This is a genomic window from Erwinia papayae (genome assembly GCF_058241465.1).
The window spans coordinates 1,627,042-1,638,679 of sequence record NZ_JBZCHT010000013.1 but is presented as its reverse complement, the minus strand read 5'-3'; the positions used below and the strand labels follow the sequence as shown (position 1 = coordinate 1,638,679).

12 protein-coding genes are annotated in these 11,638 nt (G+C 51.2%); 7 read left to right on the top strand and 5 right to left on the bottom strand.

Features of this window, described 5'->3' with window-relative positions; all coding sequences use genetic code 11:
• Positions 1-3: 3 nt before the first annotated feature.
• Positions 4-630, bottom strand: coding sequence for a thioesterase II family protein (locus tag AC3RPL_RS23770; RefSeq protein WP_490742126.1), 627 nt, complete (start codon positions 628-630; stop codon positions 4-6).
• Between the two features lie 798 nt (positions 631-1,428).
• Entirely contained in the window at positions 1,429-2,478 is a 1,050-nt protein-coding gene (locus AC3RPL_RS23765; RefSeq protein ID WP_490741773.1) for a LacI family DNA-binding transcriptional regulator, read from the bottom strand.
• A gap of 218 nt (positions 2,479-2,696) precedes the next feature.
• Between AC3RPL_RS23765 and AC3RPL_RS23760 the strand changes: the two genes are divergently transcribed.
• The 7 genes from AC3RPL_RS23760 (at position 2,697) to AC3RPL_RS23730 (ending at position 7,492) form a co-directional block, all read left to right on the top strand.
• Positions 2,697-3,134 carry a PTS sugar transporter subunit IIA gene (locus AC3RPL_RS23760; protein WP_490741772.1) on the top strand — a complete coding sequence of 146 codons (438 nt, stop codon included), beginning with the start codon at positions 2,697-2,699 and terminating at the stop codon, positions 3,132-3,134.
• A 13-nt stretch (positions 3,135-3,147) separates the two neighbouring features.
• Entirely contained in the window at positions 3,148-3,414 is a 267-nt protein-coding gene (locus AC3RPL_RS23755; protein ID WP_261641306.1) for a PTS sugar transporter subunit IIB, read from the top strand.
• A gap of 30 nt (positions 3,415-3,444) precedes the next feature.
• On the top strand, positions 3,445-4,707 hold the full coding sequence (ulaA, locus tag AC3RPL_RS23750; RefSeq protein WP_490741771.1) for a PTS ascorbate transporter subunit IIC: 1,263 nt from the start codon (positions 3,445-3,447) through the stop codon (positions 4,705-4,707).
• Between the two features lie 23 nt (positions 4,708-4,730).
• Positions 4,731-5,411 (top strand): D-allulose 6-phosphate 3-epimerase, encoded by a 681-nt coding sequence (alsE, locus tag AC3RPL_RS23745; protein ID WP_490741770.1) that lies wholly within the window; start codon positions 4,731-4,733, stop codon positions 5,409-5,411.
• Between the two features lie 83 nt (positions 5,412-5,494).
• Positions 5,495-5,965 (top strand): PTS sugar transporter subunit IIA, encoded by a 471-nt coding sequence (locus AC3RPL_RS23740; RefSeq protein ID WP_490741769.1) that lies wholly within the window; start codon positions 5,495-5,497, stop codon positions 5,963-5,965.
• A 64-nt stretch (positions 5,966-6,029) separates the two neighbouring features.
• Positions 6,030-6,341 carry a PTS fructose transporter subunit IIB gene (locus AC3RPL_RS23735; RefSeq protein ID WP_034940599.1) on the top strand — a complete coding sequence of 104 codons (312 nt, stop codon included), beginning with the start codon at positions 6,030-6,032 and terminating at the stop codon, positions 6,339-6,341.
• Positions 6,342-6,385: 44 nt separating this feature from the next.
• The gene (locus AC3RPL_RS23730; RefSeq protein WP_490741768.1) at positions 6,386-7,492 is read left to right on the top strand and encodes a PTS fructose transporter subunit IIC; all 1,107 of its coding nucleotides are present in this window, start codon (positions 6,386-6,388) and stop codon (positions 7,490-7,492) included.
• 137 nt (positions 7,493-7,629) lie between these two features.
• Here the strand turns inward: AC3RPL_RS23730 and AC3RPL_RS23725 are convergent, their stop codons facing one another.
• The 3 genes from AC3RPL_RS23725 to AC3RPL_RS23715 are packed head-to-tail and all read right to left on the bottom strand — an operon-like array spanning position 7,630 to position 11,446.
• On the bottom strand, positions 7,630-8,637 hold the full coding sequence (locus AC3RPL_RS23725) for a substrate-binding domain-containing protein (protein WP_490741767.1): 1,008 nt from the start codon (positions 8,635-8,637) through the stop codon (positions 7,630-7,632).
• A gap of 29 nt (positions 8,638-8,666) precedes the next feature.
• The gene (locus AC3RPL_RS23720) at positions 8,667-10,076 is read right to left on the bottom strand and encodes a sucrose-6-phosphate hydrolase (RefSeq protein ID WP_490741766.1); all 1,410 of its coding nucleotides are present in this window, start codon (positions 10,074-10,076) and stop codon (positions 8,667-8,669) included.
• A complete protein-coding gene (locus tag AC3RPL_RS23715) occupies positions 10,076-11,446 on the bottom strand; it encodes a sucrose-specific PTS transporter subunit IIBC (protein WP_367167610.1) in 1,371 nt (456 codons plus the stop codon). The genes AC3RPL_RS23720 and AC3RPL_RS23715 overlap by 1 nt, the downstream gene beginning before the upstream one ends.
• Between the last annotated feature and the right edge of the window lie 192 nt (positions 11,447-11,638).

Genomic DNA, 11,638 nt, shown 5'->3' with positions numbered 1-11,638 from the left:
GCGTTAAATAATCAGCGTCTGTGGTGTGCGCGCAGCAACCTGAGCGGTCACGCAATGTTTAATCACATCCGTCACCGATTGAGGATGCTGATTAAAATAAAAATGGTCACCCGGAACAATAAACGGGCTGAAGCTTCCCGATGTGACAGTGCGCCACTGTGCGGCGGCCTCCGGCGAGACATGTGGATCATCCTCACCCACCAGCGCATACAACGGCAGGGAGAGCCGTTGTTCAGGACGATACTGATAGCGGCCAATCAGCTCGAAGTCCTTTCTCAGCCTTCTCAGAAACAGGCTGATAAATTCCTCGCTGGCGGCCAGTTTTTCGTCCACGCCATTGAAAAAAACCATCTCTCTGGCGAATGTCTCGTCGCTCATGGCGTTCATTTTCACCACTCTGGCAGACGGGATGCTGGCCGGGGCCGCGCTGCCTGAGACGATTAACCCACGAGCGGACGTTTTCACTTTACCGGCCACTTCAAAAGCCAACACTGCGCCCATACTGTGACCAAACAGGTAGTAATCATCACAGTTAAGGCTGTCAATTTGCTGTGCAATTTCCGTTGTCAGGCTGTCAACAGAAACGGGATAAGGGGCTCGCCGAAGCGACGTCCTGTGCCTGGCAAACAGATGGCGTTCAGACAGACATCAGATAAAAGAAATTTCTGCCACTGCAAATAATCTTCTGCATTACCCCCGGCGTGAGAAAAGCAAAAAATTTGCGGAAGAGAGGGATTCCCTGTCGGACTTTTTTTGAACAAAACGTGATCTTTCATGAATCATCCTGTTCATAAATAATTGTGAATATTTTGTTTCAAAACCCTCCAGATTTGTTAACCAAATTATCACCGGGCTTTTTTTTCGTCAACACTAATTACATTTTTATCCTATGCCGTATCGTAAAAATGTTTGCTAAAAAGCGCAAAAAAGAATCATATTTTAAATAACAAAAAAAATAATACTCGAATATCAATGCTTTATAAGAATACCCATTCCAGGCATCAAAAATATCTCAAATCTTTAACTGTCCACCTCTGCTGAATTGTACTTGTTAGTACACTATTAATTTCTCTTTGGCATTAGCCCGGATGATAGGTGCAGGGGGAGGATACAAAGCCCATGCTAATGGTTAAACCGTGAGCAGAAATGCTGAGTGCGCGAAAAATGCTCAAAAAACAGGCTTGTGATTATTTTTAATGTCGCAAACGGGCGAGCGCTTCACGGCTACAGCCACCGCTCTGCTACTGAAAGAAAATAAAGAAAACGCAGAGAGGTGACAGAAAGATGAAAGTTTCGCCTGAGCGAATAATTGCGGTTACGTCAGAATAATGAAATTAAGAAAATGATGTTCTTCACGGCGATAATCATCATTCTGCAATAAATAACGGTATCGCCCGGCTTAAAAGGCGAACAGGAAATGACAGAAATTTAACGGGAGGTGCTTGCTCTGACGTTGAGTATTGACGGTATTTCAATGTATTTTTCACCCGGCATATCATTAAGAAGATCAAGCAGCGCTTTTCCTGCTCTGATCCCGGTTTCACGCCAGGGAAACTCAACGCTGGTCAGGGAGGGGGAGCAGACCATCGATAACGCCCCGCCGCCTAAACTGGCAACAGCCAGGGTGTGGGGAATTTTTATTCCCGCGCTGTGACAGGCCATCATACAGCCACAGACCATCTCATCCGAGGTACAAATTAACGCGTCCAGGTCATCCCAGGTAATCATCATATCGCGGAAAATATTCACCCCGGTGGTGATGGTGGATGGCAAATGGGTGGTCACAACCCGGTGTGGAGAGCGATTAAGCGCCAGCATCGCCGTATTCCAGCCGCTTAATACCTGGCGAAACATCGTATTGTTCGCGGGGGTACAGAGCAAGGCAATGTTTTTCAATGAGGCGTCGGCCAGATGGGTAACCAGCTTTTGCATCGCCCTGCCGTAATCAACACCAACACTTAAACCAATGGCTTCGCGATTTAACGCGCCAATATCAAGTATTGGCACATCAACATTCGACAGCAGCTGGGTACAACTTTCGATGGTGTCAGTATTGAACTGAACGATGGCGGCCGGATTGTAGGCGAGGATTTTTTCAAAGGTTTTTTGTTCGCTTTGCCCGTCATGGCCTGACTCCATAAACATCATGGTATAGCCGCGTGCGGGCAGGAGCGTTTGCAACGCTTCAGACACCGTCAAAAAACCGGGCGAAGAGAACGACGGGGTGACAACCAGAATAAGATCGGAGTGCACCGAAGCAAGATTACGTGCCTGAAGGTTAGGTACATAGCCCAGTTGAGTTACCGCCGCATCAATGCGGTTGCGCAGTTCAGGGTTCACTTTTTCAGGCATTCTTAATGCGCGTGAAACCGTCATGGCACTGACGCCAACGAACTCCGCCACTTCGCTGAGAGTAATCTTGCCCGTTCCCTTACGACGTTTTTCTTTCGGGTTATCATCTGCGTCTGTAATCTGCACAAAAATATCCAACCATTTGAAAAATAGTAAAATAGTAAAAGGTCATCTGTGATTTGTATTATAACTTAACACAGCCCAGGTGTATGCACAGCGGGCATTTTGTTAGCGGTAACGCGATTTTTAACATTTTTTCGTGTTAGCGCTAACTTGAGGGTTTGATCACGGTTGTGTTTTATCTGGCTGTTTATAGTTGCCCCTGTTGAGGTTATGGGGGAAATATGATTAGCGACTGGTTAACACTCGATAAAATAAGGGTTATCGACGCCATTGATCACTGGAGAAAGGCAGTTCTGCTTTGCGCAGAACCGTTGCTGGCACAAGGTTATGTGACCCCGGATTATATTGCAGCGATTTTTACAAGCCATGAAAAATCGGGTCCCTATTATGTATTAGCGCCGGGTTTAGCCATGCCACATGCCCGGCCGGAGCAGGGTGCGGTCAGGAATGGCTTGTCACTGCTTCATATCAGAGAGGGCGTCTCCTTTTCATCTGCTGATAATGACCCGATCTATGTGGTAATAATGCTTTGTGCTGTTTCCGGAGAGGAACATATCACCATGATCAGCGCGCTGGCAGAGATATTCAGTGATGAAGCCAGGTTAAATCAATTGTTAAACGCAGCCGACATTAATGCCATTCAGGCAGCCATTAACTGAAAGGAACAATCTGATGAAAAAAGTACTGATCGTATGTGGTAATGGTTTGGGCAGCAGTTTTATTGTTGAAATGAATGTAAAGAAAATCCTTAAAGAGCTTAATAAAGAAGCGGAGGTTAATCATACCGATATGACTTCGGCAAAAAGCGAAACCGCCGATATTATTCTCAGCGCAAAGGATATTGCTGAACACCTCAGCGGCCATTGCGCAAAAGTTTATGGCTTAAGCAACCTGCTGGACAATAATAAAATAAAAGAAATTTTAATAGAAAATATCTGAGCAACCCCTGTCTGATTGATGGAGTTTATTATGCTTCAGTTTATTATTTACGATGTACTGGGGACACCGGCGATTCTGGTCGGCCTGTTTTCGCTGATAGGCTTATTATTGCAAAAAAAGAGGGTGTCAGATGTTATTTCCGGCACGCTGAAAACCATCATGGGTTTTGTTATTCTGACGGCTGGCGCAGGGATTATCGCCACGACCTTAACCGTCTTCAGCCAGTTATTTGAACACTCCTTTCATATTCAGGGCGTTGTGCCTAATACTGATGCCATGGCGGCGCTGGCGCAGAAAAATTACGGTACAGCAACCGCGATGATTATGGTGCTGGGGATGCTGGTGAATATCGTCCTGGCACGATTAACCCCACTGAAATACATCTTTCTGACCGGACACCATACCCTCTATATGGCGGCGATGCTGGCGGTGATCCTGTCGGTAGGTGGACTATCGACGTTCTGGGTTGTCGCTGTCGGCGCAGTGGTTCTGGGCGCCATGATGGTGATTTCTCCTGCCATTTTGCAGCCATTTACCCGAAAAATTACCAACTCTGACGATCTTGCTCTGGGCCATTTTGGCTCCACCGGTTATCTGCTTTCCGCGCTCATTGGCAAAGTGACAGGTAAGGGAAGCCCGTCTGTTGAAGAAGTGAAAGTGCCTGCCTGTCTGAATTTTCTGCGTGATTCGTCCGTCGCTATCGCGCTAACCATGATGGTTCTTTTCCTCGTGCTGGTGTGCGCGGCGGGCAAATCCTTTGTGGAGGGGACGCTGAGCGCAGGTCAGAACTACATTATCTTCGCCATTATCCAGTCCCTCACCTTTGCCGCAGGCGTCTACATCATTCTGGCCGGCGTGCGCATGGTGATTGCCGAGATCGTTCCGGCTTTTAAAGGTATTGCTGACAAATTGGTGAAAGATGCGAAACCTGCGCTGGACTGCCCGACAGTCTTTCCCTTTGCCCCCAACGCGGTGATCGTCGGGCTTCTCGCCAGCTTTACGGCAGGGCTGGTCAGTATGTTCCTCTGCCCGCTGTTCGGTTTAAGCGTCATTGTGCCGGGTCTGGTTCCCCACTTCTTTTGCGGTGCAACGGCAGGGGTTTACGGCAACATCACCGGCGGACGTCGCGGTGCCGTTACCGGGGCCTTTGCCCACGGCCTGCTTATTTCGTTCCTGCCTGCCATCCTTCTGCCGATGATGGGCGATATGGGGCTGGCTTCCACCACCTTTGGTGACGCTGACTTCGGCGTCGCAGGGATCATTCTGAGTCATGTCATTGCATTTTTTTACTAACGGATTTGCATCGGAGGTCGTCGATGGACGCTAAATTTTCACCCTCATTAATGTGTATGGATTTGACACTGTTTAAAGAACAAATCACCGCCATGAATAACAAAGCGGATTTTTATCATGTCGATATTATGGATGGAAGTTACGTGCGTAATATCACTCTCTCGCCTTTTTTTATTGAGCATCTGAAAAAAATCACCACCGTACCGATTGATGTCCATCTGATGGTGGATCATCCGGAAGATATTATTCCCCTGTGTCTTGATGCCGGGGCTGACATTATCAGTTTCCACCCGGAGACAGCAAACAATAAGATATTCCGGCTGCTTAACCAGATCAGGGATGCGGGCAAAAAATGCGGTGTAGTGCTTAACCCGGCGACCCCGGCAGAAAGTATTACCGAATATGCGCATTTACTGGACAAGGTTACCGTCATGTCGGTTGACCCCGGTTATGCAGGGCAAAAATTTATTCCAGAATCCCTGAATAAAATAAAGAAGCTCATCTCTATGCGCGAAAAGCAGGGTTACCATTACCTGACGGAAATTGACGGCTCATGTAATGAAAAAACCTTCGGGCAGATTGCTGCATCCGGTGTGGATGTCTTTATCGTAGGCACCTCCGGCCTGTTTTCGTTAGATGCTGATGTCAGCCGGGCATGGGATAAGATGACAGATATTTTCTCTCGTGAAACGGTTGCCGCATAACATTTTATTTATACCTCAGAGCCTGGCCCACCAGGCGTGATGGGCCAGGCTTTTAATTTTCCCCTACGCTAACGAAGGTAACTATGGATATTTCGCAGGTACTGAATGTAAAAAACATCAAGCTAGAGATGACGGCGAAAAGCAAAGAAGAAGCCATTGAAGAGTTGACGGATTTACTGGTGCTGAATGGCGTGGTTGTTAATAAGGATGACTTTATTCGGGATGTCTGGCTGCGTGAGGAGCAGGGTTCCACCGGATTCGAAAATCATATTGCCATCCCGCACGGAAAATCGTCGGGCGTCGCCCATACCGCACTGGCCGTCGGACGTACTCGACATAAAATCCCCTGGGAAACGCTGGACGGCAGCGATGTTCGCTGCATTATTTTATTTGCCGTCTGTCTGGTCGACCAAAATACCACGCATATTCGTTTATTATCACAGGTTTCAGCGTCGCTGGCAGATGAGGAAATAGTTGCCAGACTGCTGGAAGTCAACGAGCCGCAAAAAATTATTGATATATTTAACGCACAATCTGAAGGCATGAGCGCGTAATACCGATCGACGTGACCATTATATGGCAGCGTTAAATATATCTGAGAAATAACGGAGAATAATGATGAATATTGTCGGCGTTACCGCCTGTACGGTGGGGATTGCTCACACCTATATTGCACAAAAGAAAATTGAAATGGCGGCAAAAAAAGCCGGGCATAATGTGAAAATTGAAACTCAGGGGACCATTGGCATTGAAAATCCCTTAACGGAGGAGGAAATTGCCCAGGCAGATATTGTGCTGTTAGCGGCTGATGTGAAAGTTTCCGGAGAAGAAAGATTCCTTGGCAAGAAAATAGTTAAAGTCTCAACGGAAACGGCGGTGAAATCGCCCAATAAACTTATTCAAAAGCTCAGTGAAATAGTGACGTCATAACCGCTCACCGATGCTTATCCGCTATAAATTAAAGGGTATAATTTATGAAGATAAAAGAAATATGGAAGGCAGCCAATCCCAAAGGTCATCTGCTGACCGCTATTTCATTTCTGATTCCGATTGTCTGCGGGGCCGGTTTTATTATTGCCATCGGCATGGGGCTGGGCGGTACGGTTCAGGATACGTTAGTCGCCGGGCAGTTTGATTTGTGGCAGGCGTTAGCCACGATGGGCGCTAAGGCACTCGGCCTTCTGCCGGTGGTTATTGCCGTCGGAATTTCCGGCTCGATTGCCGGTAAGCCCGGTATCGCGCCGGGTTTCGTTACCGGGCTGGCGGCAAATGCCATCAGCGCAGGGTTTATCGGCGGCATGATCGGTGGCTATCTTTCCGGCTATATGGCGCTGGCGGTGATTAAAAACATCAGGGTTCAGGACTGGGCCAGGGGCCTGATGCCGACGCTGATTGTTCCCTTTTTTGCTTCCATTATCAGCTGCCTGGTAATGGTCTATATCATCGGTACGCCGATTGGTCTGTTTACCGATGCCCTGACCTCGTTCCTGCGAAATATGGGCACCTCATCCAGTCTGGTTTTAGGGGCGGTTATTGGGGCTTTGTGTATTGTTGATTTTGGCGGACCACTCAATAAAACCTGCTTCGCCTTCGTCCTGACATTGCAGGCACAGGGGATCAATGAGCCGATTACGGCGCTTCAGTTAGTTAACACGGCAACACCGATCGGTTTCGGGCTGGCGTATTTTATTGGCAAGCTGCTGCGAAAAAATATTTATCATCGCGAAGAGATCGAAACCTTAAAGTCGGCCGTTCCTATGGGGATCGTGAATATTGTTGAAGGATCTATCCCGGTGGTGATGAATGATATCGTTCGCGGTATTTCTGCTGCCGCTATCGGTGGGGCTTGTGGTGGCGCTGTCACCATGATCTATGGTGCTGACGCCACGGTTCCTTTTGGTGGCGTGTTGATGATCCCAACCATGTCGCATCCGCTGGCGGGTATGATGGCACTGCTGGTTAATATTGTGGTAACGGGCACCGTTTATGCCGTTATTAAAAAAGACGTTCCACGCGATGTTGTTTTAAATAACGATAACGAAGAGGAAGACATCGATCTGGATGATATTAAAATAAGCTGAACATATTTAAAAACCAGGGCATATAAGAGCCTGTGCCACCAGGCTCTGAAAGAGACGGCAATAACCAAAAGCGCCTCTTTCCGTCACAACGTCAATAAATGGCTATCCGCATAACCCGCTGAAAGCATGGGTGCTGCCTATTCCGAACGGTAGCGCAGCGTTGCAGGCAGGCTGATTTGTTTTTCGGCTGGCTCCTCGCCCTGAATCAGCTGGGTCAGCATGGTGAAACACTCCTGCGCCAGACGCGGGACGTTCTGCTCGACGGTATCGATATTCAGCGAGAGGGAATCATACAGATAGTGATCGTCAAAGCTGGCAATATGTGTGTCGCTTGCCAGCAGATGGTGCTGGCTCATATAACGCAGCACCCCTTCCAGCAAACCACAGGCGGCGGTGAACAGCGCTTTCGGCGGCCGTCCCAGTCTGGCGCAAAGCGCGGCAAACATCTCATAGCCACTGCCGGGATGGTAGTTGCCGTGAATGATCCACTCGGGGCTGGTCGTCACCCCTGCCCGTTCAAGCCCCAGCATAAAGCCTGCCAGGCGATCCCGGGTCGGTGACAGGCGCGATTGCCCACCAAGAAAGTAGATTTCATCGGGATATTTGCGTGCCAGCCGTTCCACCAGATCGGCGGTGGGCGGCACCGAGTCAGTGACCACCAGCGGCAGCTGCGTATCGTTCATATAGCGGTCAAACAGCACCACCGGCAGTTGCTCACTCAGTTTCACATAGTCGCTGTCGTTGAGCATACTGGAGGCGACAATCAGCCCGTCTACCTGCCGCGCCACCAGGTTGTTGACCACCACCATTTCCTGCCCGGCGTTTTCATCGGTGCAGGCGATCAGCAGTTGCAGGCCCGCTTCGCGACACAATGTTTCCAGTTCGTGAGAGAAAACGGCAAAACCGTAGTTGGTGATTTCCGGCACCACCAGTCCCAGCGTATGGCTGCGATCATCACGCAGCAAACGGGCATGGATACTGGGCTGATAATGATTCTGCCGGGCAACGGTCATCACGCGTTCACGCGTCTCTTTAGCCACCCGCAGCTCTTTACCGCGACCGTTCAGTACCAGGCTGGCCGTGGCTTTCGACACCCCGGCCAGCGCAGCAATATCAGTAATGGTAACTCGCCTGGTTTTTTTCACGACGTCACATCGGTTAGTGAAACAGACACTTATTCTCCCATGCAGCGGCGTAACGACCAGTAGCGGGCCCGGACTTCTGCACTGCCACTCAGACGGAGATGCGCCGGTTGTGTCGGGAAGTAGCGGCTGCTCATCACCCCTTCGCCCCCGTTGATAAAGATCTCAACGCTGGAGTGGTCACAAAGAATTTGCAGACTCTGTGCCGCACCACACCAGTAGCGATACTGCCATTGGTTGGTTTCCAGACTGCGGCGACCAAGGCGCAGCTGATCCTGATGCCACTCCAGTACCAGCGTGTCGGCAAAATTAAGCGTCACCCCGGCCTCACCTTCCAGCAGCAGTTCCAGACGCTGTGCAGCAATGGATGGCGCAGCATCAGCGGAACCGCTGTAGTGTTGCTCCTCTTCGCGCAGCGCCTGCAACTCCACCACCGGCTGCTGATACAACCGGCCATTGCGTGAGCTGAGTTCGCGCAGGCAGGTCATCTGATGGATCCAGCCATGCTCAGTGGTCGGCTGGAGCATCTCTTCACCGTCGGGTACGCCCATCCAGCCCACCAGCAGGCGGCGGCCATCGTCGCTCAACGTGGTCTGCGGGGCATAAAATTCAAAGCCCGCGTCCAGCTCGTGGAATTCACCGTGCTGATAGCTGACCTGATGGTAATCCAGCGTGCCGCTGAGATAGGCACTGGCATGAACATTAAGGAAACGCTTCTCCTCACGGGTGATGCCCTGCGGACAGCAGATCAGATAGGTGCTGTCGCCAAGGGTGAACATATCCGGGCACTCCCACATATACCCGCTGTCACCCAGACCGCCCAGTCCGCTGCCTGCAATCTCGCCCAGGTTATGCCAGCTGTGCAGATCGTCTGACTGCAACAGCAGCACCTTGCCCTGTAACTGGTGGTCCTGCGCCGCCAGCACCATAAACCAGTGCTCGCCGTGCTTCCAGACTTTGGGATCGCGCACATGGCCGGTGTAACCCGCCGGTAGCGGGATAACCGGACCAAGCTTCTTAAAACCACCCTTGCGGTTCTGTACCGCCAGACACTGCCAGGCGGTACGACTGCCGTCGTTAAATTTAACGTTGCCGGTGTAGATCAACGTCAGCACGCCGTTGTTATCCACCGCGCTACCGGAGTAGCAGCCGCTACGGTCATATTTCTGCTCCGGCAGCAGCGCAATCGGCTCGTGCTGCCAGTGCAGCAGGTCCGCTGAGCTCCAGTGGCCCCAGCTTTTGTGCAGGTGCTGACAGCCGAGAGCATTCCACTGATAAAACAGATGGTAACGACCGTCAAACTGGATGAAGCCATTCGGGTCGTTAAGCAGTCCTGTTACCGGCGCAAGGTGCCAGCCAGGGTAGTGGCTGTCTTTACTTGCCACCGGTTGGCCCTTCATCACCGCCTGTAAAAAGGCGGTCAGAAGTGTTGAAGAAGACATTATTCAGAATCCGTTTTGTATTTAAGCAGGTAAGAAACTACGAAGGCGATGCTGAAGGCAATCACCATGCCAATCACATAATTAAGCAGTGAACTGGCCTGCACAATCGCCATGCCCGGTAAACCGGTCAGTCCGACGGCAGTCATATAGACGTGCACCGATACCACCCAGGCCCCCCCTACCGCACCGCCCACCAGGCCAGCGATAAAAGGTTTCATAAAGCGCAGGTTGATACCAAAAATCGCCGCTTCGGTGATACCTAACAGGCAGGAGAGCGCAGACGGCAGGGCTATCGCCTTGATTTTGACATCTTTGCTTTTCAGCCACACCGCCAGACAGGCTCCACCCTGCGCCACGTTAGCCATTGCCCAGATCGGCAGCAGGAAGTTCACGCCAATAGATGGATTCCCCAACAGCCCGGCTTCGATGGCGTGGAAGCTGTGATGCACGCCGGTGATCACAATCACCGAATAGAGGCCGCCAAACAACAATCCGGCCAGCCAGCCAGCATGGGCAATCAGCGTGCTGAGCACCATTGAGATACCATCACCCAACATGCGTCCCGCCGGACCGATGACCAGCAAGGCGACAAAGCCGGAAATGATCACCGTCAGGAAGGGGGTGAGGATCAGGTCCAGCGCATCGGGGATCACGCGTCGCAGCTGTTTCTCCAGCAGGCTCATAAACCAGACCGCCAGCAACACCGGGAATACCGTGCCCTGATAACCGATCATCGCCACTTCGATACCAAAGAAGTTCATGGTATGGAAGCCAGCCGCCACGCCCCAGGCGTTGGTCAGCGCCGGATGGGTGAGAATACCGCCGAGCGTCGCGCCCAGATAGGGGTTGCCGCCAAACTCACGCGCCGCGGTAAATCCAATCAGGATGGGCAGAATAATAAACGCCGCCGAGCTGCACATATCCAGCATGATATAGAGCGCGTTATCGGCATGAACCCAGCCGTAGGTTTTGATCATCCCCAGCAGGCCCATCAGCAGGCCGGAGGCGACGATAGCCGGAATGATCGGCACAAAAATATTCGACAGGGTGCGGGCGATACGCTGGAACGGATTCAGCTTGCGGGCGGCGATATCGGCGGCTTCCGACTTGCTCGACTCACCTATCCCCGCCTCTTTGATAAATGCAGCATGGACTTTATTGACCACGCCGGTGCCGAAAATGACCTGCAACTGTCCGGCATTGCGAAAACAGCCTTTTACGCCGTCGATTTTACCAATGGCATCCGTATCCGCTTTGGCGTCATCCACCAGCACCAGGCGCAAACGCGTGGCACAGTGAGCCGCGCTGGCGATGTTCTCCCTGCCTCCCAGTAATGGCAGCAGCGACCGGGAAATTTGTACAAAATCCATCATAACCTCTGTCTTATTGTCTTTGAGCCTGTCTCACCAGGCGTCATTGTTGCAGGTGGTACGGAGCGGCATAACGCTGGCGTGCGCGGGCGTTGTGTCGCTCCGATACGGGCAGATGAACCCGCCGCTGAAACTGGCGGTCAGCTACCCTGAGAGAACCGGATCGACTCTGGCCCCTCATGGGGCCAGTGC

What these genes read in the sequence shown, in the direction of transcription:
- ulaA (WP_490741771.1), top strand. Translation starts at nt 3,445, where the DNA reads ATGCTTCAGTTTATTATTTACGATGTACTGGGGACACCGGCGATTCTG.
- AC3RPL_RS23740 (WP_490741769.1), top strand. Translation starts at nt 5,495, where the DNA reads ATGGATATTTCGCAGGTACTGAATGTAAAAAACATCAAGCTAGAGATG.
- AC3RPL_RS23715 (WP_367167610.1), bottom strand. Translation starts at nt 11,446, where the DNA reads ATGGATTTTGTACAAATTTCCCGGTCGCTGCTGCCATTACTGGGAGGC.
- AC3RPL_RS23755 (WP_261641306.1), top strand. Translation starts at nt 3,148, where the DNA reads ATGAAAAAAGTACTGATCGTATGTGGTAATGGTTTGGGCAGCAGTTTT.
- AC3RPL_RS23730 (WP_490741768.1), top strand. Translation starts at nt 6,386, where the DNA reads ATGAAGATAAAAGAAATATGGAAGGCAGCCAATCCCAAAGGTCATCTG.
- AC3RPL_RS23735 (WP_034940599.1), top strand. Translation starts at nt 6,030, where the DNA reads ATGAATATTGTCGGCGTTACCGCCTGTACGGTGGGGATTGCTCACACC.
- AC3RPL_RS23760 (WP_490741772.1), top strand. Translation starts at nt 2,697, where the DNA reads ATGATTAGCGACTGGTTAACACTCGATAAAATAAGGGTTATCGACGCC.
- AC3RPL_RS23720 (WP_490741766.1), bottom strand. Translation starts at nt 10,076, where the DNA reads ATGTCTTCTTCAACACTTCTGACCGCCTTTTTACAGGCGGTGATGAAG.
- alsE (WP_490741770.1), top strand. Translation starts at nt 4,731, where the DNA reads ATGGACGCTAAATTTTCACCCTCATTAATGTGTATGGATTTGACACTG.